This window comes from Chryseobacterium daeguense DSM 19388 (assembly GCF_000430825.1).
GTDB lineage: Bacteria > Bacteroidota > Bacteroidia > Flavobacteriales > Weeksellaceae > Chryseobacterium > Chryseobacterium daeguense.
Map to the genome: position 1 here is coordinate 312,575 of NZ_AUMT01000004.1, position 24,658 is coordinate 337,232.

A 24,658-nucleotide genomic window follows, 5' to 3' on the forward strand; every position below is an offset into this window, starting at 1 on the left:
ATCAGAAATACAGGCTTTCTCCCTCAAAAGAGACAGTCTGTATTTTAACTCAAAAAATATTTAATGAAAACTTCCACTTTCCTTAAAAATTTAAGTTTTTCTTTCATCTTTTCGATAGTAGTGCTCAGCCTTCTTTCTTTTAAAGCCAGCGATAAAATATTCGTGGTTTCAAAAGACGGAAAAGGAAATTTTACCACAGTACAACAGGCTATTGATGCAGCTGAAGACGGTTCTTCCGTAAGAACAAAAATTTTTATTAAAGCCGGAGTTTATAAAGAAAAAATTACCGTTCCGGAGAACAAAGGATCCATTTTCATGGAAGGAGAAGATCCTTTGAATACAATTATTACTTATGATGATTTTGCTTCAAAAAAGAATTCGGAAGGAAAAGATATCGGAACAACGGGCTCTTCCACGATTTTTATTTATTCAAATGATTTTACCGCGAAAAATATTTCATTTGAAAACAGCTCAGGAAAAGTAGGACAAGCCGTTGCTGTTTTGACTTCCGGCGACAGAATTGCATTTGAAAACTGCAGGTTCCTCGGAAATCAGGACACTTTATATTTAAAAGGAGCACAGGATTTAACGGACAAAACAAAACCTTCAAGAAATTACTTCAAAAACTGCTACATTGAAGGTACCACCGATTATATTTTCGGAGCCGGAACTGCCGTTTTTGAACATTGCACGATTTACTCCAAAGAAACGGCAAGCTATGTTACAGCCGCCTCTACTCCACAGGAAAATGAATTCGGATTTGTTTTTATTCAATCTAAAATCATTGGAAATGCAAAGGAAAATTCAGTCTATTTAGGAAGACCATGGAGGCCTTTTGCAAAAACTGTTTATATAGATTGCGAGATTAATTCGACCATAAAACCGGAAGGCTGGCATAATTGGAACAAACCCGATGCGGAAAAAACCACTTTCTATGCAGAATCCAATTCAAAAGGTGCAGGAGCCAATAGTTCTAAAAGGGTTTTATGGTCGCATCAATTAACAAAAGAAGAAAGAAAAAAATACACAATAAACAATATTCTCAAAGGAAAAGATAACTGGAACGCAAGTAAAAGTTTAAAATAAATTTTAATCAAATCACTAAGACCGCAAAAGAATTTTCAGTCATGAAAAAACACTTCACCAAAATACTGACGACAGGCATTTTATGCGGCATTTCATTTTTTGCTGAAGCTCAGAATGTGGTAAGCTTTCCCGGCGCAGAAGGCTTTGGAAGATACACAACAGGCGGGCGTGGTGGAAAAGTATATTTTGTGACAAAGCTTGCGGATGACGGTTCGGAAGGAACTTTGAGATATGCATTAAGCCAGAAAGGCCCGAGATATATTGTCTTTAAAACCGGTGGAACCATTTATCTGGAATCTCCATTAAAAATAAAGGAAGGAAACGTGACAATTGCCGGACAGACCGCTCCAGGAGATGGAATTACCATTGCAAACTACGAAACTTTTGTAGCTGCAGATAATGTGGTTATCCGCTATATGAGATTCCGCATGGGTGACCGGAAAAAATTCCAGGGGGATGCTTTAGGTGCAAGATTTATCAAAAATCTGATAGTTGACCATTGTTCGATGAGCTGGTCTACAGATGAGACGGTTTCCATTTATGTCAATGAAAATACCACCCTTCAGTGGTGCATGATTGCTGAAAGCCTCAGAAATTCCGCACACGAAAAAGGTGAACATGGCTACGGAGGAATTGCAGGTGGAAAATTTGCCTCATTTCATCACAACATGTATGCTCACAACGATAGCAGGAATCCTCGTTTGGGAGAATATGCAGGAAGCAAATTTGCGCTCACAGACCTAACGGATTTCAGAAATAATGTTATCTACAATTGGGGGCACAACAGTATTTACGGAGGTGAAGGAATGAATGTAAACATCGTGAATAATTATTACAAACCCGGACCTGCAACCATCACAAAAAACGGATTGCCGCTATTGATAAAAACAAAAAACCAGAAACGGAAGTTTATAACATCTGGGGAAAATATTACATCACCGGAAATGTTATGGAAGGAAGCCCGGAAGTCACAAAAGACAATTGGACAGAAGGCGTTTTTGAGCAGATGAAATCTTACAATCTTATAGACAGGGATAAAAATGCCATAAAAATTAGTCAGCCGCATGATATTCAAAATAATGTAAAAACGCATACTGCAAAAGAGGCATATGAAAAGATCCTGCAGATCGGCGGAGCAAGCCTGGTGCGGGATGCAGTTGATGTACATATATTGAAAGATGTAAAAAGCGGAAACTTCACTTACAAAGGTTCAAAAGGCAGCACCAACGGAATTATTGATTCACAAAATGATGTTGGCGGATTTCCAAGTTTAAAAACAGGGATACCCCTCCCCGATTCTGATAACGACGGAATGCCCGATGAATGGGAAATTAAAAATAAATTAAATCCGAAAAAGGCAAACGCAAACGGAAGAGATTTAGATAAAAATTACGATAATATAGAAGTCTATTTTAATGACATTGTAAAAGGAATAACCGAAAAACAAAACCAATAACCATGAAAACTCTTTGTTAAAATTCGGCTATTAAATGAAAAATATTATGAAGATCAGTTTAGTTAAAATATTAATTGCAGGAGCATTTATCAGTTCAAATTTTTCGGCGCAGACTTCTGTGATCGAAAAAATTAAGAAAAACCCAAAAACACCCTTCTCTTATGCAGAACTTTCCGTAAAAGAAGGTGGAAAATGGGAAGGCAGCAAATACATTGGAGGAACTTTTAAAAACGTTACAGAGTTTGAGCTTCCGGCACAGCATACCGACCATTCTTTCGACATTAGATATGAAGGTATCGGACTGGAAAACAATCAAATAGCTTACAGATTATATCTTGACTGGAGAAACGCAACGGATATTTTCGGTAAGAAGGTAAACACTTTGGTATTACCGGAAGTGGGTCAGGACGGCTTTGAGTCTTATCATCACGATGCGCCGTGGGGACAGGATATTTTAAGTTCCGGCCGCACCATAGGCATCGGTTCTTACGGAAGATATGATGAGCAGAATGATTTTGTCGAAACTTTTAAAATCGTAAAAAATACGGCGGTAAAAGTGGTCAACGAAAAAGACCAGTCGTACGCAGTCATTGGTTACAAAGGCTGGAAAACCTGGGGTGAGCCGACAGACCTGCAGTCGAAACTGACGATTTTTAATAAAGACCGTTTCGTAAAAGTTGATTTAAACTTAAACAATACCCTTTCCGGATTATGCACAGGAATTGTTGCCATTAAAAATATTCCGCTAAAACAGGGAATCAGTAAAAATAAAAAATGGGGGTATATTGCCACTTACGGGCAGCAGACTTTAGCAAAAAAAGACGACAATCTGGGAATGGCGGTGTTCTACCCTCTTGAAAATTTTGATAAATATGTAAAGACAAAATCCACACATACTGTAGTTTTCAAGAAGACAAAAAATGTTTCGTATTACTTCATGGGAGCATGGTCTCAGGAACCAAACGGCATCACAACAGAAGAAGCTTTCTATCAGGATCTGGATAAAAAACTGGACATTTTAGATAAAAATAATCAACTTTAAAGTTTAAAAAAATGAATTTCATCAATCAAAATATAAAAGTATTGGCTTTGGCCGTTTTCGGATCAGGAGTATTTTTGGCTTGCGTCCAGTCAAAAGCTGTCAGCCACCCAAAAACCGAAACTTCAAAATCTATATCAGGAAAAGTAATCCCTGCCAATCTTAAATGGTCTGAAAGAATGATGCTTTCAGAAATGCACCGCTTTCCGGAATCATGGATGCTGGATTTCAGCAAAAGCCCGAAATGGACCTATCCATCAGCAATCGTTTTGGATGCAGCCGAACAGCTTTACGCAAAAACGGGCAAAAAAAAATATTACAATTACATCAGTGATTTCGGTGAAAAACTGATCAAAGAAGACGGAACCATCGCTACCTACGACCTTGATAAGTACAATATCGACATGCTAAACAGCGGAAACGTCCTTCTTTATTTATACGAAAAAGAGAAAAAAGAAAAATATCTTACCGCTTTACAAACGCTTCGTAAGCAAATCGACGGACAGCCAAGAACAAAAGAAGGTTCTTTCTGGCACAAAAAAATATATCCATACCAGGTATGGCTGGATGGTTTGTACATGGGAATGCCTTTCTACACGCACTACACCAGAGATTTTGTAAAAGGATCAGAGGCAGCAAAAGCGTATGATGATATCGTTTTCCAGTTTGATTCTGTTCAGAAAAACCTGTTAGACAAAAAAACAGGGCTTCTTTACCACGCCTGGGATGAAAGCAGGGAACAGGCCTGGGCAGATAAACAAACCGGACTTTCACCTAATTTCTGGGGAAGAGCAATGGGCTGGTACGGAATGGCCATGGTAGATGTGCTGGATTATTTACCTCAACATCATCCGGGAAGGGCAAGGTTAATTTCTTATATCAAATCGTATGCAGATGCCATTATTAAAGTTCAGGACAAAGAAAGCGGGCTTTGGTATCAGGTTTTGGATAAGCCATTAGCAAACGGTAATTACGAGGAAGCTACGGCTTCGGCGATGTTTGTTTATACAATGATTAAATCCGTCAACAAAGGTTATTTACCTAAAACTTATAAATCTTACGCTAAAAAAGGCTACGACGGAATCATCAAAAAATTAATTACAGTTGATGAAAACGGAGTGGTAAATTTAAATAAATGCTGTGCAGTAGCCGGATTAGGCGGAAAACCTTACAGAGACGGTTCTTACGAATATTATGTAAATGAGGAAATCCGCTCCAACGATGCCAAAGGAACCGGACCATTTATCCTGGCAAGTTTAGAATTTGAAAAGTAATTTATTTAAACATTCAGAAGTTAAGTTTTATTAGAGATGCTGCTTAATGTAGCTTAACCAAAAATCAATGATAATGATTTCTCAAATTATAAATAAAAGCTTCCTTCTTAATTCCTTAATGTTTAAATAAAAATTCAATTTAAGGACATTAACCTTGCTGAGTGAAACGCCCTCGCGAACGAAAAATATTTTCAAACATTTCAAAAAAAACTTTACGCTCTTTGCGTTAAAAACAAATGAATTTGGATTTATGAAGAAACAAATTTTAAACATAGCAACCATCACATTATTTTCAATTGCTTCAACATATCTCCACGCACAGGAAAAAAACTACGTTTCTGAAGTATGGACTGCCGATCAGGGAAAGAATTACAGAAATCCGATCCTCTACGCAGATTATTCTGATCCCGATGCTATTCGTGTTGGTGAAAATTATTATATGACAGCTTCAAGCTTCAATGAAGCTCCGGGACTGCCGATTCTTCATTCAAAGGATATGGTCAACTGGAAATTAGTGAATTACGCACTTCCTGACGTTCTTCCGACTGAACATTTCTCCACCCCAAAAAGAGGTGACGGAGTTTGGGCACCAAGCATCAGATTTCATAAAGGGGAGTTCTATATTTATTGGGGTGATCCCGATTTCGGAATTTATATGATTAAAACCAAAGATCCTCTGGGAACCTGGGAAAAGCCTGTTTTGGTCATGGAAGGAAAAGGCTTGATTGATTCGTGTCCGTTTTGGGATGAGGACGGAAACGCTTATTTAGTCCATGGCTGGGCGGGAAGCCGTGCCGGGGTGAAAAGTATTTTAACATTGAATAAAATGAATCCCGAAGGAACTAAAGTTTTGGATAAAGGCGTCCATGTTTTCGACGGCCATGATGCTCATCCAACCGTAGAAGGTCCCAAAATGTATAAAAGAAACGGTTACTACTACATTTTTGCTCCTGCTGGCGGTGTTGCGACTGGTTGGCAATTGGTTTTAAGATCAAAAAATATTTACGGTCCTTACGAGGAAAAAGTGGTACTGGAACAAGGATCAACGAAAATCAACGGGCCGCATCAGGGAGCCTGGGTGGATACGCCTTCGGGTGAAGATTGGTTCTATCATTTTCAGGATGTGGATGCGGGCGGAAGAATCGTTCACTTACAGCCTATGAAGTGGAAAAAAGACTGGCCTGTCATCGGAATTGATAATAATAAAAACGGAATCGGCGAACCGGTTTTAACCTATAAAAAACCAAACGTAGGACAATCCTACTCTATCGTTACGCCACCAGAAACCGATGAATTTGACGGCGAAAAATTAGGTTTGCAATGGCAATGGAGTGCGAATGAAAATATTGTCTGGTCATCCAAGCTTCCGGGACAGAAGTTTTTACGATTATTCTCCATAAAAGTTCCTGAAGGTGAAAAAAATCTATGGAATGTCCCGAATTTATTAACTCAAAAATTCCCGGCTCCAAATTTTGCGGCTTCTACTAAAGTTAAATTAACGCCCGAAGATGCCAAAGAAGGAAAAACAGCAGGTTTATTAGTGATGGGTCTAGATCATGAATCAATTGTAATCACCAACAAGCCCGACGGATTTTATTTGCAATTAAGAAGAGCTGAAAAAGCAGATAAAGCCGGTGAAGAAAAGGTTTTGTTTGAAACAAAATTAAAAGGAAATGAAGCTTATTTAAAAGTAAATGTGAACGAACCGAATGGTTTATGTCGATTCAGTTACAGCGAAAACGGAAAAAATTTCACAAAAGTGGGCGATGTTTTCCAAGCGAAACCCGGAAAATGGATTGGTGCCAAAGTCGGTTTATACAGTATAAGCACAACCAAGGCACCTCGCGGTGGATATGCTGATTTTGATTGGTTTAGAATTACTAAAAATTAATTTTCTAAACCACAGATTACACAAATCTGTACAGATGATTGTGCATAGATTTTTAAACTTACAAATACAAGTACATAAACATCTGTGAAAATCTGTGTAATCTGTGGAAAAAAAATAACATCCGATTTTGAAATAAAATCAAAAAATTAAAACTCAAAACAAATAAAATGAAGAAGACTCTTAAAGTTATCGGTTTAGCAGCAGCCATGATGTTTTCAGGGCAGATCTATGCTCAGAATCTGGATATTTATAAAAGCATTGAGTTTAAAATGCCTCAGGTTGCAGAAACTTCATTTGCAGCCAACACCGTTTCCATTACACAATATGGCGGCGTAGCAGGCGGAAATGTAAAAAATACAGAAGCTTTCAAAAAAGCAATCGAAGACTTAAGTAAAAAAGGCGGTGGAAAATTAGTCGTTCCCCGTGGAATGTGGCTGACAGGTCCTATCGAATTAAAAAGCAATATCAATCTTCACGTAGAAGAAGGCGCTTTCATCGTTTTCAGTAAAGACAAAGCCGATTATCCTTTGGTAGACGTAAGTTTTGAAGGACTAAATACCATCCGATGCCAGTCTCCTATTTCAGCTAGAAATGCAACCAATATTGCCATCACAGGAAAAGGAGTGATTGATGGAAGCGGTGACGCGTGGAGAGCCATTAAAAAAAGCAAAGTTTCAGAATCTGAATGGAAAAATATCGTAAAATCCGGCGGAATTTTATCTGCGGACGGAAAGAACTGGTATCCTTCGGAAAGCTATAAAAAAGGATTTGAAAGCAGCTCAAGTTTCAATGTTCCTGATAAAATTTCTAAAGATGAATTGATAACGGTTAAAGATTTTCTTCGTCCGGTAATGGTAAGTCTTGTAGGCTGCGATAAAGTGCTGCTGGACGGACCCACTTTCCAGAATTCTCCGGCATGGAACCTTCATCCGTTGATGTGTACCAACGTTATTTTAAGAAATCTTACAGTTAGAAATCCATGGTTTTCTCAAAACGGAGACGGTGTAGATCTGGAATCATGTAAAAATGTTCTGATTTACGATAATACTTTTGATGTGGGCGATGATGCGATTTGTATTAAATCAGGAAAAGATAAAGATAGCAGAAAAAGAGGAATACCGACTGAAAATGTGATCATCAAAAACAATGTTGTGTACCACGGTCACGGAGGTTTTGTGATCGGAAGTGAAATGTCCGGCGGAGCGAGAAATATCCACGTTTCCGACTGTACCTTCATCGGAACAGATATTGGTCTCCGTTTCAAAACAACGCGCGGAAGAGGCGGAATTGTTGAAAATATTTACATTAAAAATATTGATATGATCAACATACCAACACAGGTTATTGGATTCAATATGTTTTACGAAGGAGCTTCTCCGGTATTAGAGGACGGACAGAAAAAAGAAGGAAACAAAGCGCCGGAAAAAGCCTATCCTGTTACAGAAGAAACACCAATTTTCAGAAATATTTTCTTTAAAAACATCAATGCTGTTAATTCTGATGAAGCGATCACTTTATTTGGCTTAACCGAAATGAATCTTAAAAATATCGTCATTGAAGATTCTCAGTTTGAAACGAGAAAAGCTTTAACAATTGTAGATGCAGACGGAATTCAGCTGAAAAATGTAAAACTGAAATATTCTGAAGGAACGGGTGCAACAATTTACAACAGTAAGAATATTAATCTACCCACAGTAAAGTTTGAATCTGCAAACAAACCATACGTAAAGGTTTTAGGAAATAAAACGGGAGCAGTTTTGTTGCCAAAAGAGGTAACGTCTGATAAAAACTTATTGTCTATCGGGACAGATGTGGCGAAAAATGCAGTTAAATAGTGTATCAATTATTTAAACCATTAGAGTAAATTAAGTTGTTAAAACATTACCTGTCATTGAGAATTTTAGAAGAATCAGCCGCGAAGCGGTGAAATAACAACAGCATCGGGTGAAGCCCGATGAATAAAAACGCAGAGGTAATTCAGCCCTGACAGGGCGGGATAATGTAAAGAAAGCTTACCTCTTTCAACCTTTAATAGATCAAAGTTTAAAAATTAACAACATGATTTTTAACAGAAAACATACTTATATTTCTATTTTTTTTGTGGGGACAATGGCATTCGGGCAGGTAAAAAGACCGAATGCCACTCCTTACACCAATGAAGGTACTTTTGAAAAATTTCAGAAAAAATATCCGTTCATCACACCGATTGACAGACCTGTTCCGGACAATATCAAAATTGATAATGATGTAGAATATACCAATGTCAATGGAATTTCTTTAAAGGCAGATGTATATTATCCTTCAGACCAGTCAAAAAAATATCCGGGTATAGCGATGGTTCACGGTGGCGGATGGATTTCAGGAAGTAAAGAGAATGAAAAATTTATGGCGATGGAGCTGGCTTCAAAAGGCTATGTGGTCATTGCAATAGGATACCGATTGGCTGATGTCGCAAAATATCCTGCCGGAGTTGAAGATATTGAAACTGGAATCCAATGGTTAAAGAAAAATTATCAAAAATATTCTTTAGATAAAAAGAAAATGGTGGTTTTGGGTGAATCTGCCGGAGCACAAATTGCCACATTAGTCGGTGTCAGGAAAAAGGTAAAATTGCAGGCAATCGTGAATGTAGACGGCGTTGTTTCTTTTGTTCATGAAGAATCCGGAAAAGAAGGGACTTACGATGCCTATTGGCTGGGTTATCAGCAAAAAGACAATCCGAAAATCTGGAAAGAGGCTTCACCTTTGGAATATGTGGATAAAAATACACCTCCTACCCTTTTCATCAACAGTTCTCAACCCCGTTTTCATGCAGGAAGAGACGATATGATAAAAAAATTAAAGAGTTATAATATCCCGACTGAGTTTCATGAAATTAAGGACACACCGCATTCATTCTGGTCGGCAGAGCCTTGGTTTACAGAAACATTGAATTTAACGGTTAACTTTTTAGATAAGGTTTTGAAATAATATTAATTATGATTTTAAACGAAGATTTATTTTAATCTAATGAATATTATAGGAAGCAAAGATGAATCAACAAGTTGATTTGATTAAGTTATCGTCAAAGCTTCGCGAAGCAAATTTATTTGCCTTTGCTCTCTAAATATTTAAGTTTCATGAAAATAAATTTTGCGTTAAAAAATAATTCAGTATATGAAAAAAATATTTTTAATTCTTCTCATTTCAATGGCAAATTTTCTCTTTGCAGGAAATGATCCTTACGTCAAAATTACCGTTGCAAAAGATGGTAGCGGAGATTTTACCACAATTCAGAAGGCGATTAATTCTATCAGAGATTTAGGCCCCGCGGAAGCGTTAATTTATATTAAATCAGGGACATATCATGAAAAAGTGGTAATTCCTTCTTCAAAACATAAAATCACTTTGGAAGGCGAAAATAAAGACAATACCATCATCACTAATAATGATTTCTCAGGAAAATTGGATTCGTTTAATGAAAAGATGACAACATTTAATTCCCACACTTTCCTTGTGATGGGTGATGATATTAAAATCAGCAACCTGACGATTCAAAACAGTTCTTGCAACGAAGGACAGGCGGTTTCTCTCCATGTGGAAGGTGACCGTTTTGTGATTAAAAATTCAAATATTATAGGTTGTCAGGACACTATTTATTCCGCGACAAATCACAGCAGACAGTACTTTGAAAACTGTTATATTGAAGGAACGACTGATTTTATTTTCGGGCAGGCAACGGTTGTTTTTAAAAATTGTAACATTAAAAGTTTAGCCGATTCTTATATTACCGCAGCCGCAACAGAAGCCGATAGAAAATACGGTTTTGTCTTTTTTGATTGTCAATTAATCGCGAAAGAAGGTATCACAAAAGTATATTTGGGAAGACCGTGGAGACCTCACGCCAAAACGGTATTCATCAATACCGAAATGGGAAAACACATCCTTCCCGAAGGCTGGAATCCCTGGAAAGGCGACAAAATGTTTCCAGATAAAGAAAAAACCGCCTATTACGCAGAATTCGGAAGCAAAGGCGACGGCGGAAACGCAACAAATCGTGTAAGCTGGTCACATCAATTGACAAGAAAAGATTTGAAAAATTATACTATTGAAAAGATTTTTGATGGCTGGAACCCAAATAAATAACGAAATAAATTATTGAGATGCTTCGACTTCGCTCAGCATAACAACGCTACAAAATACTGTTAAAAGAAACAGTTGGTATTAGAGGTGTCATGCTGAGCGAAGTCGAAGCATCTATAAAAACTTAATAAAAATAAATTTAAAAATGAATAAAAAACTTAGTATACTGTTTTTATTTTTGTCAATACTAACATTTGCACAAAAACCTACCTTATTTTTAATCGGTGACTCTACAATGTCAAATAAAGACAATCCTGATAAAAACCCGGAACACGGCTGGGGACAGGTTTTGCCGCAGTTTTTAACAACAGGAATTGAAATCCAGAATCATGCGATGAACGGCAGAAGCTCAAAAAGTTTCAGAACGGAGGGAAGATGGGACAATGTTGAAAAACAGTTGAAAAAAGGAGATTTTGTGATCATCCAGTTTGGGCATAACGATCAAAAATTGAAAGATTCTACGAAATTTACCAATCCGTATACCCAATACAGAGCCAATCTGGAAAGATATGTCAGAGAAACCAGAGAAAAAGGTGCTACACCTATTTTAATGACTTCCATTACCCGAAGAAATTTCAATGAAAACGGGGTTTTGGTTGATACACATAAAGAATATCCTCTAGTAGTACGATTGGTAGCTGATGATATGAAGGTCCCTTTCGTAGATATGCAATTACTGACAGAGCAAATGGAAATCGCCTATGGACCGGAAAAATCAAAGCTGCTGCATCTTCACTTCAAAGCAGGAGAAAATACTTATTATGAAAAAGATAAAGCAGACGACACTCACCTGTCTAAATTAGGAGCAGAGACGGTCGCTAAATTGGCTTTGAAAGATTTGAAAAGTTTAAAAATAGGTTTGGAGAAATATATTAAATAGTCTTAATTAACACTTAGACAATGAGTTTGTCATTCTGACGAAGGAAGAATCTCTATTCATAAAATAGATTCTTCACTACACTTTGTTTCGTTCAGAATGACAATACGTTAAATAATTATCTTAAAATAAAAACATACAAAAAATGAATTTCAAAAAAGAACCATTCTTCGATGGCAATTCCGGGTGGGAAGATTTAGGAGATGGAGTATCAAGACAATTCGTTGGATACAATTCTCAGGTGATGATGGTGATTGTAAAATTTGAAAAAGATGCGATTGGAGCTTTGCATCAGCATTTTCATTCACAGATCACCTATGTTGCTTCGGGAAAGTTTGAAGTGACGGTTAATGGTGAAGTTAAAGTTTTACAGCAAGGTGACGGATTTTTTGCGCAGCCGAATATTTTTCATGGCGTGAAATGTCTGGAAGCAGGACAATTGATTGATGCTTTTACACCTTTTAGAGAGGATTTTCTTAAAGATTAATTCTAAAAATTCAACCCTTCAAGGTTTCAAAAATCTTGAAGGGTTAGCAAACTTACTTTTACTATAATCACAAATTAACAAGCAATGAAAAAAGCTGTTTTAATAGTATTAATTTCACTTTTGGCTCATTTATCCGCTCAGGAAAAAATAATGGTCTGGCCAAAAGGACAAATGCCTAATTCCAAAGGATTACCGTTAAAAACCGAAGAAAAAGACGGAAGAATCATACAGATAAAGGAAACCGAACTCTTTGCTTTTTTACCTCCAAAAGAAGAAAGAAAACAGATGGCTGTCATCGTTATTCCAGGTGGTGGATATTACAAACTTACTTACGATTTAGGCGGTTATCAAATTGCAAAATGGTTCAATACCCAGGGAATTTCCGCATTTGTTTTAAATTATCGCCTGCCGACTTCTCCAGATTTGAAGCAAAAAGAGATCGCTCCGTTACAGGATATTCAGGCAGCCATAAAATATCTCAGAAAAAATGCTGAACAGTACGGCATTTCACCGGAACAGATTGGTGTCATCGGAACTTCTGCGGGCGGACATCTAGCTGCATCGGTGAGCAATATTTCTACAGATTATACCGAATTAAAAGGGGATTGGGCGTCAATTCCTACGGTTCCCAATTTCGCGATTCTTGTTTCGCCGGTGATTGATTTGGGAGAATTCGCTCATGTCGGAAGCCGAAACAGTTTGCTTGGTGAAAATGCTTCCCCGGAAAAAATTAAAGAATATTCGATGCAGAATCGTGTAACGGAAAAAACGCCGCCCACAATTTTATTTCATGCTCAAAATGATAAAACAGTTCCCGTAATCAACAGTATTTTATACTATCAGGAAATGGTAAAAAACAAAGTAAAAGGCGCCCTATTTATTTTCCCTGAAGGTGAGCATAAAATCGGGATTACCAATAAATCTGAACTGACGGATAACTGGAAAAAACTTTGTTCTGACTGGCTTAAAACTATGGGTAATAAGTAATGGGTAATAAGTAATTAAATATTGTTAGATAATCGCAAGGCTAATAAAATCCTACTTTTTTAAATATTCATTGTAAAATTTTATCGTAGATAAAATCCTTGCCCCTTAAAGCATTTATACAATTAAAACTTTTGCACCTTTGCGTTTTTCCAACATAATAAAATCTTTTTAACAAAATATAAAAATGCTAAAAACCATTCAACATAAAATATTTTTGCTGGCTTGCGGAGCAGTTATTTCCGTTTCTGTTCATGCTCAGCAGAATTTAAAACTGATTTATAACAAACCCGCAGAAAACTGGAACGAAGCTTTACCGATTGGAAACGGGAAATTAGGAGCTATGATTTTTGGCGGAGCTTCTCAGGAACATCTTCAGCTTAATGAAGAAACAATCTGGGCGGGAGAACCGGGAAATAATGTCCCGAAAGATACATTCGACAGCATCCGGAAAATCAGAAAACTGTTGAATGAGAATAAGTTTGAAGACGCTCAAAATCTTTCCAATAAAACCTACCCCAGACAAGCTCCAAAAGGCCTGAATTATGGAATGCCTTACCAGACAATGGGCGATCTTTTCCTGGATTTTAAAGGTCATGAAAATTTTAAAAATTATACCCGGACTTTAGATATTGAAAAAGCTTTAAGCACCGTTTCTTACGAAGTAAATGGCGTGACTTTCAGGCGTGAGATTTTTTCTTCTTTTGTTGATAATGTCATCATCATTAAATTGTCTTCAAGCAAAAAAGGAAGCCTGAATTTTTCTATTAATGCTTCTACTCCACATTTGAAGAAATCAATTTTTACGGAGAAAAATCAATTGATGATTACCGGAACGAGTGGTTCGGTTGATAATAAAATCGGGAAAATCAATTTCAAAACCGTTGCGGTTCCTGTTTTAAAAGGTGGAAAATTAACCTCGACTCAAGATCGACTTGAAATTTCCGGAGCGGATGAAGTGGTAATTTATGTTTCCATTGCTACGAATTTTAAAAAGTATAACGATATTTCGGGAAATCCGGATGCGAGAGTTTCGGAATATTTACAATCTGCTTTACATAAAAAGTATGATATTGAATTAAAAGCTCATATCGAAAAGTACCAGAGATATTTCAAGCGCGTCAGTCTGGATTTAGGAACAACAGAACAGGCAAAGAAAACAACCGACGTCAGAATAAAAGAGTTTGCCACTTCAAAAGATCCGGATTTGGTGGCTTTATATTTTCAGTTTGGGCGCTATCTTTTAATATCCTCTTCACAGCCGGGAACGCAGCCAGCCAATTTACAAGGAATCTGGAATTATCAGCTGAATCCCGCCTGGGACAGCAAATACACAGTAAACATCAATACAGAAATGAATTACTGGCCCGCTGAAAATACGAATTTAAGTGAAATGCACGAGCCTTTATTCGATATGATTCAGGATTTATCGGTGACCGGACAGGAATCTGCCAAAGAAATGTATCATGCAAGAGGCTGGAATACACATCACAACACAGATTTGTGGAGAATTACAGGAATCGTAGATGGCGGCTTTTACGGAATGTGGCCAATGGGTGGCGCGTGGCTTACACAGCACCTTTGGAATCATTATCTGTACACCGGAGATAAAGGATTTTTGAAAAAATATTATCCTGCTTTGAAAGGTTCTGCTTTATTTTATCTGGATGTTCTTCAACAAGATCCTTCCAAAAAATATCTTGTGGTTTCGCCTTCCATGTCGCCGGAAAATACGTACATGAGAAGTGTAGGAATTACTGCCGGAACCACGATGGATAATCAGCTGGTTTTTGATGTTTTCAATAATTTCATTAATGCTTCAAAAATTTTAAATGAAGATATAAATCTTTCGGATGAAGTAAAAATGGCTTTAAGTAAACTTCCGCCGATGCAAATCGGTCAGCACGCCCAATTGCAGGAATGGCTGAAAGACATGGACAGAACCGATGATAAGCACAGACATATCTCGCATTTATACGGGCTTTTCCCATCAGGGCAAATTTCTCCTTTCAGAAATCCTGATCTAACAGAAGCTACAAAAAATTCAATGACCTATCGCGGTGATAAATCCACAGGCTGGTCGATGGGCTGGAAAGTGAACTGGTGGGCAAGATTGCTGGATGGAAACAGGGCTTTTAAATTAATTTCAGATCAATTATCTCCTGCTCCTATCGATAATAAGGGAGAATCCGGAGGTACTTACCCTAATCTGCTTGATGCACATCCACCCTTTCAAATCGACGGAAATTTTGGATGTACTTCAGGAATTGCGGAAATGCTTCTGCAAAGCTATGACGGCTGTATTTATATTTTGCCGGCCCTTCCGGATTCTTTACCGAATGGTTCTGTGAAAGGATTAAAAGCGAGAGGCGGTTTTGAAATAGATATCGATTGGAAAAATTCTAAACTGACGAAACTGGTTGTAAAATCCACTTTAGGCGGAAACGCGAGAATCAGAATTGCAAGAAATTCTCAAATTAAAACTAAAGTAAATTTACAATTGGCAAAAGGGGAAAATCCGAATGAATATTATCAGGTGAATTCAGTTAAAACTCCTTTAATTTCAGAGCAGGCACAGTTAAAAGGATTTGCCGTTCCGGAAACTCATTTATTTGATTTTAATACTGAAAAAGGTGGGATTTATACTTTTTCTGTGGTGAAATAAGTTATTTAAATAGTGTTGTTTTACCACAGATTTCACAGATTTTCACAGATGTTTGTGTAAAGTGTGATTTATATCTTTTAAATTCATAGGTATCTATCTGTGAAATCTGTGGGAATTTATATATTTTAAATTCAATTTTAAAATTATTACGATTAAGACTCTCTCACTCCTAAACTCTAAAACTTAGCTTCCAATTTTATTCTTCTCTATCCATTTTGGATATTCTTTATTGATCAGCTTTTCTGCAAAATCACCGTACCAGCTGTAGCCGTTTCTTCGTTCTTCGGAAACTTCATTATAATTATATTTTACACTTCCATCACGATCCCCGAAAATCGGTTTATTAGTCTTGATGTCATAGAACCTTGCCCAGATCACAGAGTTTTTTTCTTCCTTTAAAGTCCGGACAGCTTTTCCGTTTACTTTGGAAACACTATAGCTGTAACCTTCTATTTTATTTTGTTTAAACCAGTTGACTGCAGATTTTACAGATTTTTCTATTTCAGGGGTAACAGGCTGCATCATTAAAAACCGTACAATCCCAACGGATTCTCCAGTTGCTAAAGAAATTGGCTCGAAAGCCCTTGCTTTATCAGGCTGAAGTGTTATTTCATTGTACTGATCTGCCCAGATTGCAGGATTTCCGTTTTGTACAACCTGTGTTTTCAGGATGCATTGAATTCCTTTTTGTACGGCAGTCTTTGATCTTTCTTTTAATTTTAAATCAACCGCTTCAAAACCATTTTTACCCTCTGCAACATTATATAAAACCGTCAATGCATTAATCATTGCATTGTCGTTGTACGTTATCTGTTTTCTGTAAATCGCAGAATTTGGGAAATACTGAGGGAAACCACCGTTTTCATACTGCATGGAAAGCAGGTATTCAATTCCTTTTTCAGCAGATTTCAGATATTCGGGATTTTTTGTGGACTGGTAGGAATGTATTAAGCCGTTAATTTCCTTTGACGTCGCGTTGTTATCAATCGTAGCAAGGTCATTATTTCCTGCCTTGATTATCTTCATTAATTTTTGGTCAACCGGTAAAGTGTAATCTACGTTCTTTTTATCGCTTGTATGTTTTCCCCAGCCACCGTTCGGCAGCTGATACAGCAGCATTTTTTCGGCTATAGAGTCTTTTACCTGAGCTGATGCAGCGATGGTCACTAACCCAAAAGCTAATGAATATATTTTTATTTTCATCAATTATTTAATCTTAATCGTTAGAGGATTAGCTACAATCTGCGACTGTCTGTCCAGCATTTTCTCCCAATCATCCATTGTCTGTACCTGTCCGCTTTTCTGCCATGCAAATCCTGCATAATAGGTAAGTTTCGGTTGTGGCGTTGTGATCACCAACAAATTACTCTCATCCGGGGCTTCTGTTCTGAATGAAACTGATTTTTCCACAATATTTGGGTTTACTACAATTCCTTCTCCTACGTAGGCATCATCAATTTTTTCCCAGTGAAGGTAAAATCCTTTCCTGTCGTTAAGTTTTGTAAGGCCCTCATTTTTATGCAGGCTGATCCCGATTGTATAGTTTGGTGCCGGTTTTTCAGCTTTAAAATTTGATTCAAATTTCGAAAAGTTTGAGCCTATATCAAGAGAAATACGCTTGGTTTCCTGAACTTTATAATTGCTCCAGGGAAGATAAGTAAGTTCAAAAACAGTTCTTAAAGGCCCTTCCGCAATGGTTCTGGATGCAATAAAATTCTTTGAAACCTGAAGCTTTTCATTTTCCCAGATCCCGACACCTCCCGTTCCGCGGCTGTTTCCCACGTGGTAAGGATCATAGCCCTCGCCTCTTGTATCTTTATGATAATAAAGGGGATCCGTAAGGTATCCTTTGTACCAGTTATTAATCACCAGATTCTCTGTTCTTTTCAGCCAGATATCCACTCCGCTGGAAAGTGTGCTGCCTTTAATACCTTCTTCCGCTTCTTTTTGTCCTTTCGGGCCGTAAACACGGAATGCAACCTTGTCATTTTCCCATGCGTAATCGTCTACTCTTTCAGGAACCAGCCTGGAGTATGTTTTAGCTTTGGTTTCCGCAAGCGGAGACTTGCTGTCTGATAAAACTTTATAGGTTTTTGATTTTTTAGGATCTATGGTTACATAAAAAAGAAGCTCATCTTTTTTGCCATCGTTATCATAATCAATCCATTGGATTGGGATATTTTTGTTATCTTCGTCTTTGATCCTGAGATCTGCCTCTCTTACTTTCTTAAGGATTGGCTTCAGGGCCGTCAAAGAAAGAGAAGCCACTTCTGCTCTTGGGAAATCCAATGTATTGGTAACCTCAATTGTCTGTTGAGCCTGCAATAAATTTCCACCTGCGCAACCGATTGCGCACACCAATCCAAAAAAAGATTTTTTAACACTGACCATAATTTTTGATTCATTGAGTTAATGTTTCAAAAGTAAAAAATATATTTAAATTAAACCTAAAAAAATGTGTATTTAGCATAATTATAACACAATTTTTGGATTTAAATGACCCTTTAAGAATCTGAATAATAAATTAATCAAAAACTATTTAAAATTTAGTCCTCAGAAAGTGAATGATGGCATAATAATTATTGTATATAAAGAAATTAAAAACATAAAGATGGAAAATTTGCTAGAAAACAGAGATTTAATTAACAGATATTTGGAGCTTAGCGTTAAACAGCAATTTAATTTTGATGTAAATCTTAAAGACGAATATACATTTACACAAAATCTGGTTTCGGGAAAGCCAATCATAGCGACTACCTTCTCCGAACAGATGATCAGCCATCCAAAAATCAAATTATTTCTTACTTCAATGATTGCAGAAATCAATAACGGACACTGTACAGCAGAATTTATGCAGTACCAGATCAACAACCTGCAGGAACCAAGTTCCGGGCAGATGGAAGAAATCATATGAAATAGAGATCCCCACAGAAAAACTGCAGGGATTTTTTTACGTTAAAAGTTATAATTTCAGGCTTCCTGGAGATATTTGGCCACTTTATCTTCCAGGTCTTCCAGGTTAAAAGGCTTTGCAACATAATCATCAGCCTGCGCCTGCTCTGCTAATGCTACAATATCATTGTTGGCTGTCACATAGATAACCGGAATATTTTTAAATTCTTCATGATTTTTCAGAAGTCTGGTAGCCTCTACACCTCCTATCTTCGGGATCCAGTTGTCCATCAGGATTACATCCGGCTGAAACTGTGAAACTCTTTCTAAAATATCATGGGAGGTTTCCGAAATTTCGACCTGATAACCATTCTCTTCAAAAATGATGGTGATCACTTCCAGAATTGTAGTATCATCATCAAAAATCAAAATTTTCTTTTTACTCATATAAGGATGTATTTGTTCTTTTCTTTATTTATAATTGATTAATATATTTCGCTAAATTATTAGGCTTAATGATAAGATCATAAGCTATTTCTTCTGCTGCATGTTTCGGCATATAATCTACTTCTGCCGTTTCCGGATCCTGGATCCAGACTTTTCCATCATTTTTTTTGATATAAGAAAGGCCTTCCACCCCATCTGCATTGGCTCCGGAAAGTAAAACGCCTATCAGATTCTCACCGAAAGTTTCAGCTGCAGATTTGAAGGTGACATCTATTGACGGCCGGGAATAATTCATCTTCTCCGAACTGTCCAGCGACATGATTTTCTTATCTTCAAAAAGCAAATGATAATCTGCCGGTGTAATATATATTTTATTGTTTTCTATTTCCGTTTTATCTTCTATTTCTATCACTTCTGCAGAGGAAAACTGCTGCAGCAGCGTCTGCAGAATATTGTTGGAATGAGCCTTTCGGTGCATGACCAGCAAAATAGGGAAAGCCATGTCTTCCTTTAAGTTTTTTATCATTTCAAGAATTACCTGAAGGCTTCCTGCAGAGCCCCCGATAACTACCAGTTCTGTACTTGTGTTTTGAATTTCCATTTACCTGTTTAAAATTAATTATGATCCACTTTTTTCCAGATTTTCTGGTCGCTTACCAGCTGATAATTCTTTCCTAATTTTGAAAATCTTAAAGTTTCTTTTGCTCCTAAAGCCAAAAAACCCAAGTTCTCAAGACTGTTATCAAAAAGCTTAAAAACCCTTTCCTGGAGACCACGGTCAAAATAGATCAGCACATTTCGGCATATAATCAGCTGAAAGCTGTTGAATGAGCTGTCTGAAACCAGATTATGGGTTGATAATATTAATTTTTCCTGTAAGCTTTTATCAAATCTTGCACTGTCATAATTGGCCGTATAATAATCTGAAAAATCTTTCTTACCCCCAGACTGAATATAGTTCTCCGAGTACAGTTTCATCTGCTGCAGCGGAAAAACCCCTGACCTTGCCGTTTCCAGCACCGACGGATTAAGATCTGTACCGTATATCAGTGATTTGTGGTACAGATTGGCTTCCTTCAGCAGTATCGCCATAGAATACGCTTCTTCCCCAGTTGAACAGCCTGCTACCCAGACTCTTATCAAAGGGTATGTTCCCAGCTGTGGTAAAATAGTTTCCCTTAAAACCTTAAAAAACTGCGGATCACGAAACATTTCCGTGACGTTTACCGTAATCTCCTCAATGAAGCGCTTCAGATAATCCGGCTCATTGAGAATGGTGTACCTCAGCTCTGCAAAGCTTGTAAACCTGTCGATGAGACAGATCCTGTTTACCCTTCGTTTAAATGATGCCCTGCTGTATTCGGAAAAATCATAGCCGTACATGTCATACACATCTTTAATCAGGAATTCTACCTCTTCATCTTTTACAATACTTGGTTCCAGCATCAGGTAAGTTTTTCTATGGCGGTTATTAAAAGATCGACATCTATAGGCTTTGAAACATAATCCTGTGCACCAGCATCCAGGCATTTCTGGCGGTCTTCCGGCATGGCCTGTGCGGTGACTGCCACTACCGGTACATGAGCTATAGACGGTGTATTTCTTATGATTTTCAGCGCCTGGTAACCGTCCATTTCAGGCATCATCATATCCATTAAAACAACACTGATGCTGGTATCCTTCAGGAGGATATCAATAGCTTCCTGAGCCATTGCGCAGCTTTCTATCTGATAACCACGTGCTTTTAGGGTGAGCTTCAGTGCAAATATGTTACGCGGATCATCGTCCACTATTAAAATTTTCTTATTCATCAGATTCCAGCTGTTTAACTTTCATACAACCATACACGAAGTAATGATAATAACTGATCTATATCCACCGGTTTTGAAATATAATCCGAAGCGCCTGCGGTAATGCATTTTTCACGCTCCCCTATCATGGATTTTGCAGTGATTGCAATGATCGGAAGTCTTTTAAACATCGGCATTTTCCTGATTTCTTTAATGGATTCATACCCGTCCATTTCCGGCATCATCATATCCATTAAAATAACATCTACATCAGGATGCTCCTTGATCTGCTGCAATGCATGCTTACCATCCATGGCAACTACTACTTCCACTTTGTACTTTTCCAGAGCTTTCGTCAATGAGAAAATATTTCTCACATCATCATCAGTAATAAGAATTTTTTTACCGCTCAAAACTTCCGTTAAAGAACCCAACACTTTATTTCTGACTGTTTCTACGGAACTGTTTTTTTCTTCAACCAGATGCAAAAACAGGCCAACCTCATCCAAGATTCTCTGGTAAGAATGAGCCGTTTTAACAACAATAGAATCTGCGTACTGCTTGATTTTAAGCTCTTCAGATTTGGTTAAATTTTTTTCTGTGAAGATAATGATAGGCAGATTTTCCAGTCCGTCATAGCTTTTGATAGATTCTACAATCTGGTATTCATTCCCTTTGGAAGCTCCCACATCCAGGATTACACAGTCTACATGGCCTGTTGTTAAAGCTTTTACACTGTCTTCCACATTATTTTCTACTGCTAATGTAATATTAAAATTGCTTAAAAAATATGACAATGCGCTTGCATGCTTCGCATTTTCTTCAACAATTAAAACTTTTTGCGGAGATTTACGAAGTGCTTCCTCTATTTTTTTGAACACATCCGTCATCTGATCCAGTGCTACAGGCTTGTTGATAAAATCAATAGCTCCTTTCATAAGACTTTCTTCCTTTACATGAAGCACAGACATCATGTGAACAGGGATATGTCTTGTTTCAGGATTAGATTTAAGCTCATCCATAACCTGCCATCCGTCTTTTACAGGCAATTGGACATCCAGCAGAATTGCTTTCGGGTGATATTGAAGGGCGGCGGGCAAAGCATGGTCTCCGCGCACTTCTACAACGGCTTTATAGTTCTGCAGGTGGGCATATTTCAATAAAGCCTTAGCAAAATTGGTATCATCTTCAATGATCAGAATGACGTCATCATCTTTCGTAATATTATTCTTATCATCATCAATATTATCTGGAATTTCAAGCGTATTGACAGGCAGAGACGCAGGATTGCCTTCTTCCAGAATATGCTGAATCTCTTCCACATCTTTATGAATAATTTCTACAAGCTTCTGGTCTGTTCCCGGCTTTTCCGTTTCTGCAACTGCCTTTTTTACAGGGATAATGAAGCTGAACTCACTGCCTTCATTTAATTTACTCTGAAGGATCAGTTCTCCACCTAGTAATCTCGCGATCTCCCTGCTGATGGATAATCCTAGGCCTGTTCCCCCGAATTTTCTTCTTGTGGAACCATCCGCCTGCTGGAAGGCTTCGAAAATAATTTTCTGCTTGTCTTCTGCAATTCCTATTCCGGTATCTTTTACCGAGAAAATAATGAAATCTTTATTTTTAATGTCTTTTTTAATGCTAAGGTCAATACCTCCTTCTGTTGTAAATTTCACCGCATTAGATAATAAGTTTCTCAAGACCTGATCCACACGCAGACGATCTGTCTCGATGATCTTTTCTACATCGTCATCTACTTTAATATTAAATTCTATCCCTTTTTCTTTTATTAAAGGATTAAATAAACTCTTCAAATCCTTTAGAACCTCATCAATTGCAATATTCTGATAATCCAGTGTCATTTTTCCGGACTCTATTTTTGCAAGATCTAAAATCTCATCAATTAAAGTCAATAAACTGCTTCCCGAGGTTTGAATCACTTTTGCAGATTCTATCTGGTCTTCACTTAAATTTTCATCAGGATTTTCCGCCATTAAACGGGAAAGAAGCAGAATTGAATTCAATGGAGTTCTCAATTCATGGGACATATTTGCAAGGAACTCAGATTTGTACTTCGTGCTTAAAGCCAGCTCTTCTACTTTCTTCTGAATTTCATTGTTGCGCTCGGCAATTAAGTGGTTTTTCTCTTCCAATAATCTGGAACGTTCTTCCAGCTCTGCATTAGCCTGCATTAGCTCTTCCTGCTGCACTTTCAGCTCTTCTTCCGAAGCCTGAAGTTTTTGGGTCTGCGCTTCAAGTTCTGTATTTAGATTTTCCAGCTCAGAATGCTGTACCTGAAGTTCTTCAGACTGCGCCTGGGTTTCTTCCAGCAGCTGCTGTTCTTTTTCGCGGCCTTTAGCGGCACTTAACGCAATCCCAATATTCCTGCAACACTCTTCAAAATAATCAATTTTATCCTGATCAAAATCATAGGCTGACCCCAATTCCATTACCCCGATGCAATGCCCGTCAAACAAAATAGGAAGTAAAAGCAATGCATTAATCTTTATGGTGCTGCTGGCAAATGTTACTACAAAGTGATCTTGGTTTATATCATTAAAAACCTGTAAATCTTCATTTACAAAAACCTGTCCTACCATGCCTTCGCCCGGCTCAAAATACTTTTTCATATTCTGTTCCAGTCCGAAAGAAGCATTGAGCTTTAATAATCCTTCGTCAAAAAGATACATTGCCCCATTGATACAGTTTCCATAGCTGATCAGCTGATTCAGGGACTGGTCTGCTACTTCTTTTACAGATTTATTTCCAACTAAAGATTCGTTCAGCAATGCAAGGCCTTTCTGGCGCCAGTCGCTTTTATTAATCTTGTCAAAAGAGTTTTTCAGGGACTCTGTCATGTGATTTAATGACTCTACCACATCTCCCAGGTCATCCTGGGCATTATCAATCATTTTCTGACTGTAATCACCATTGGCTACCCTGTTTGCCACCTGCTGAATTGCGCTTACACGTCTGCTGATCTCCAGATCTTTTGCTGTCAGCTGTTTTTCAAGCTTATCTCTGCGGATAAGGTCTGAGCGTAATTTTATGTAAAAAAATGTAGTCACCACAATAGCTGCCAGTGATGAGAAAATGATGAATAAAACGGTAGTACGTGAAGAATTATTAAGATCTTTATTCTTAATATCCAGCTGGTTTTCTTCATACTGCACAAAATCTCGAACAATCTGCCTGCATTTGTCCATGTACATTTTACTCAGCAGGATCTGCTGCTGGGTCATTACAGTGCCTTTTCTTCTGTTTTCGACGAGCTGTCGCAGGTTATTGATATTGCTGTTAACATTTTGTTCCAGAACATTCAGCCTGTCAAGCTGATTTTTATCTGTTATATCCAAAGCTTTTGCCCTTTCAATGGCTTTTGGGTATTCTTCTAAGCTGCGGTTGTAAGGTTCCAGAAAGCTTTCTCTTCCTGTAAGCTGATAGCCCCTGTTTCCCGTTTCTGCATCCAGCAGCGAAATTAAAACATCTTTTACCGCGGTGATAGACCGTCTGCTTTTTGAAAGACTTTCCCGGTGCTGCATCTGATTCTGGATGCTTACATAAGATGCTATCGAGCTTGCGATAAGGATCATCAGAGATAATCCGACTCCAAATTGAAGGTTTCTTATAATTTTTTTAGGCATG

21 protein-coding genes are annotated in these 24,658 nt (G+C 37.7%); 14 read left to right on the top strand and 7 right to left on the bottom strand.

The genetic code is table 11. From position 1 onward, the window contains the following. Window positions 1-63: 63 nt before the first annotated feature. The 13 genes from H560_RS0108070 (at window position 64) to H560_RS0108125 (ending at window position 15,881) form a co-directional block, all read left to right on the top strand. Window positions 64-1,086: a pectinesterase family protein gene (locus tag H560_RS0108070; RefSeq protein ID WP_027379571.1), complete on the top strand. Its 1,023-nt coding sequence runs from the start codon at window positions 64-66 to the stop codon at window positions 1,084-1,086. A gap of 41 nt (window positions 1,087-1,127) precedes the next feature. Further along, the gene (locus H560_RS21305; protein ID WP_228372443.1) at window positions 1,128-2,096 is read left to right on the top strand and encodes a pectate lyase family protein; all 969 of its coding nucleotides are present in this window, start codon (window positions 1,128-1,130) and stop codon (window positions 2,094-2,096) included. Continuing rightward, window positions 2,036-2,542, top strand: coding sequence for a hypothetical protein (locus H560_RS23305; protein WP_228372444.1), 507 nt, complete (start codon window positions 2,036-2,038; stop codon window positions 2,540-2,542). The genes H560_RS21305 and H560_RS23305 overlap by 61 nt, the downstream gene beginning before the upstream one ends. A gap of 46 nt (window positions 2,543-2,588) precedes the next feature. Next, complete coding sequence (locus tag H560_RS0108080) at window positions 2,589-3,584, top strand: DUF4861 family protein (RefSeq protein ID WP_027379572.1); 996 nt, start codon at window positions 2,589-2,591, stop codon at window positions 3,582-3,584. 11 nt (window positions 3,585-3,595) lie between these two features. Then, the gene (locus H560_RS0108085; RefSeq protein WP_027379573.1) at window positions 3,596-4,855 is read left to right on the top strand and encodes a glycoside hydrolase family 88/105 protein; all 1,260 of its coding nucleotides are present in this window, start codon (window positions 3,596-3,598) and stop codon (window positions 4,853-4,855) included. Between the two features lie 250 nt (window positions 4,856-5,105). After that, complete coding sequence (locus H560_RS0108090; RefSeq protein WP_027379574.1) at window positions 5,106-6,746, top strand: glycoside hydrolase family 43 protein; 1,641 nt, start codon at window positions 5,106-5,108, stop codon at window positions 6,744-6,746. 167 nt (window positions 6,747-6,913) lie between these two features. Further along, window positions 6,914-8,581, top strand: coding sequence for a glycoside hydrolase family 28 protein (locus H560_RS0108095; protein ID WP_027379575.1), 1,668 nt, complete (start codon window positions 6,914-6,916; stop codon window positions 8,579-8,581). Between the two features lie 223 nt (window positions 8,582-8,804). After that, window positions 8,805-9,716 carry an alpha/beta hydrolase gene (locus tag H560_RS0108100; RefSeq protein ID WP_027379576.1) on the top strand — a complete coding sequence of 304 codons (912 nt, stop codon included), beginning with the start codon at window positions 8,805-8,807 and terminating at the stop codon, window positions 9,714-9,716. Between the two features lie 186 nt (window positions 9,717-9,902). Further along, a complete protein-coding gene (locus H560_RS0108105; protein WP_027379577.1) occupies window positions 9,903-10,871 on the top strand; it encodes a pectinesterase family protein in 969 nt (322 codons plus the stop codon). Between the two features lie 142 nt (window positions 10,872-11,013). Further along, window positions 11,014-11,748 carry a rhamnogalacturonan acetylesterase gene (locus tag H560_RS0108110; RefSeq protein ID WP_027379578.1) on the top strand — a complete coding sequence of 245 codons (735 nt, stop codon included), beginning with the start codon at window positions 11,014-11,016 and terminating at the stop codon, window positions 11,746-11,748. Between the two features lie 142 nt (window positions 11,749-11,890). Beyond that, window positions 11,891-12,232: a cupin domain-containing protein gene (locus tag H560_RS0108115; RefSeq protein ID WP_027379579.1), complete on the top strand. Its 342-nt coding sequence runs from the start codon at window positions 11,891-11,893 to the stop codon at window positions 12,230-12,232. Window positions 12,233-12,316: 84 nt separating this feature from the next. Beyond that, a complete protein-coding gene (locus H560_RS0108120; protein WP_027379580.1) occupies window positions 12,317-13,219 on the top strand; it encodes an alpha/beta hydrolase in 903 nt (300 codons plus the stop codon). A 184-nt stretch (window positions 13,220-13,403) separates the two neighbouring features. Next, the gene (locus H560_RS0108125; RefSeq protein WP_027379581.1) at window positions 13,404-15,881 is read left to right on the top strand and encodes a glycoside hydrolase family 95 protein; all 2,478 of its coding nucleotides are present in this window, start codon (window positions 13,404-13,406) and stop codon (window positions 15,879-15,881) included. A gap of 183 nt (window positions 15,882-16,064) precedes the next feature. Here H560_RS0108125 and pelA read toward each other — a convergent pair whose 3' ends face one another. After that, window positions 16,065-17,084, bottom strand: a complete 1,020-nt coding sequence (gene pelA / locus H560_RS0108130) for a pectate lyase (RefSeq protein ID WP_027379582.1) — start codon at window positions 17,082-17,084, stop codon at window positions 16,065-16,067. Between the two features lie 3 nt (window positions 17,085-17,087). Beyond that, the gene (locus tag H560_RS0108135; RefSeq protein WP_034752396.1) at window positions 17,088-18,272 is read right to left on the bottom strand and encodes a DUF4861 family protein; all 1,185 of its coding nucleotides are present in this window, start codon (window positions 18,270-18,272) and stop codon (window positions 17,088-17,090) included. A gap of 220 nt (window positions 18,273-18,492) precedes the next feature. Here H560_RS0108135 and H560_RS0108140 point away from each other — a divergent pair, with 220 nt between their 5' ends. Continuing rightward, window positions 18,493-18,795, top strand: coding sequence for a hypothetical protein (locus H560_RS0108140; protein WP_027379584.1), 303 nt, complete (start codon window positions 18,493-18,495; stop codon window positions 18,793-18,795). Window positions 18,796-18,851: 56 nt separating this feature from the next. Here the strand turns inward: H560_RS0108140 and H560_RS0108145 are convergent, their stop codons facing one another. From H560_RS0108145 to H560_RS0108165, 5 genes are read right to left on the bottom strand one after another with little or no spacing between them, the layout of a single operon-like run. After that, window positions 18,852-19,220 carry a response regulator gene (locus tag H560_RS0108145; protein WP_027379585.1) on the bottom strand — a complete coding sequence of 123 codons (369 nt, stop codon included), beginning with the start codon at window positions 19,218-19,220 and terminating at the stop codon, window positions 18,852-18,854. Between the two features lie 28 nt (window positions 19,221-19,248). Beyond that, window positions 19,249-19,821, bottom strand: a complete 573-nt coding sequence (locus H560_RS0108150) for a chemotaxis protein CheB (RefSeq protein WP_027379586.1) — start codon at window positions 19,819-19,821, stop codon at window positions 19,249-19,251. A gap of 14 nt (window positions 19,822-19,835) precedes the next feature. Further along, window positions 19,836-20,666, bottom strand: coding sequence for a CheR family methyltransferase (locus H560_RS0108155; RefSeq protein ID WP_027379587.1), 831 nt, complete (start codon window positions 20,664-20,666; stop codon window positions 19,836-19,838). Beyond that, on the bottom strand, window positions 20,666-21,010 hold the full coding sequence (locus tag H560_RS0108160) for a response regulator (protein WP_316929359.1): 345 nt from the start codon (window positions 21,008-21,010) through the stop codon (window positions 20,666-20,668). The genes H560_RS0108155 and H560_RS0108160 overlap by 1 nt, the downstream gene beginning before the upstream one ends. Window positions 21,011-21,045: 35 nt before the next feature. After that, a complete protein-coding gene (locus tag H560_RS0108165; RefSeq protein WP_027379589.1) occupies window positions 21,046-24,657 on the bottom strand; it encodes a response regulator in 3,612 nt (1,203 codons plus the stop codon). Between the last annotated feature and the right edge of the window lies 1 nt (window position 24,658).

What these genes read in the sequence shown, in the direction of transcription:
- H560_RS0108110 (WP_027379578.1), top strand. Translation starts at nt 11,014, where the DNA reads ATGAATAAAAAACTTAGTATACTGTTTTTATTTTTGTCAATACTAACA.
- H560_RS21305 (WP_228372443.1), top strand. Translation starts at nt 1,128, where the DNA reads ATGAAAAAACACTTCACCAAAATACTGACGACAGGCATTTTATGCGGC.
- H560_RS0108150 (WP_027379586.1), bottom strand. Translation starts at nt 19,821, where the DNA reads ATGGAAATTCAAAACACAAGTACAGAACTGGTAGTTATCGGGGGCTCT.
- H560_RS0108070 (WP_027379571.1), top strand. Translation starts at nt 64, where the DNA reads ATGAAAACTTCCACTTTCCTTAAAAATTTAAGTTTTTCTTTCATCTTT.
- H560_RS0108120 (WP_027379580.1), top strand. Translation starts at nt 12,317, where the DNA reads ATGAAAAAAGCTGTTTTAATAGTATTAATTTCACTTTTGGCTCATTTA.
- H560_RS0108080 (WP_027379572.1), top strand. Translation starts at nt 2,589, where the DNA reads ATGAAGATCAGTTTAGTTAAAATATTAATTGCAGGAGCATTTATCAGT.
- H560_RS0108140 (WP_027379584.1), top strand. Translation starts at nt 18,493, where the DNA reads ATGGAAAATTTGCTAGAAAACAGAGATTTAATTAACAGATATTTGGAG.
- H560_RS0108145 (WP_027379585.1), bottom strand. Translation starts at nt 19,220, where the DNA reads ATGAGTAAAAAGAAAATTTTGATTTTTGATGATGATACTACAATTCTG.
- H560_RS0108090 (WP_027379574.1), top strand. Translation starts at nt 5,106, where the DNA reads ATGAAGAAACAAATTTTAAACATAGCAACCATCACATTATTTTCAATT.
- H560_RS0108125 (WP_027379581.1), top strand. Translation starts at nt 13,404, where the DNA reads ATGCTAAAAACCATTCAACATAAAATATTTTTGCTGGCTTGCGGAGCA.
- H560_RS0108095 (WP_027379575.1), top strand. Translation starts at nt 6,914, where the DNA reads ATGAAGAAGACTCTTAAAGTTATCGGTTTAGCAGCAGCCATGATGTTT.
- H560_RS0108155 (WP_027379587.1), bottom strand. Translation starts at nt 20,666, where the DNA reads ATGCTGGAACCAAGTATTGTAAAAGATGAAGAGGTAGAATTCCTGATT.
- H560_RS0108165 (WP_027379589.1), bottom strand. Translation starts at nt 24,657, where the DNA reads ATGCCTAAAAAAATTATAAGAAACCTTCAATTTGGAGTCGGATTATCT.
- H560_RS0108105 (WP_027379577.1), top strand. Translation starts at nt 9,903, where the DNA reads ATGAAAAAAATATTTTTAATTCTTCTCATTTCAATGGCAAATTTTCTC.
- H560_RS0108085 (WP_027379573.1), top strand. Translation starts at nt 3,596, where the DNA reads ATGAATTTCATCAATCAAAATATAAAAGTATTGGCTTTGGCCGTTTTC.
- H560_RS23305 (WP_228372444.1), top strand. Translation starts at nt 2,036, where the DNA reads ATGGAAGGAAGCCCGGAAGTCACAAAAGACAATTGGACAGAAGGCGTT.
- H560_RS0108135 (WP_034752396.1), bottom strand. Translation starts at nt 18,272, where the DNA reads ATGGTCAGTGTTAAAAAATCTTTTTTTGGATTGGTGTGCGCAATCGGT.
- pelA (WP_027379582.1), bottom strand. Translation starts at nt 17,084, where the DNA reads ATGAAAATAAAAATATATTCATTAGCTTTTGGGTTAGTGACCATCGCT.
- H560_RS0108115 (WP_027379579.1), top strand. Translation starts at nt 11,891, where the DNA reads ATGAATTTCAAAAAAGAACCATTCTTCGATGGCAATTCCGGGTGGGAA.
- H560_RS0108100 (WP_027379576.1), top strand. Translation starts at nt 8,805, where the DNA reads ATGATTTTTAACAGAAAACATACTTATATTTCTATTTTTTTTGTGGGG.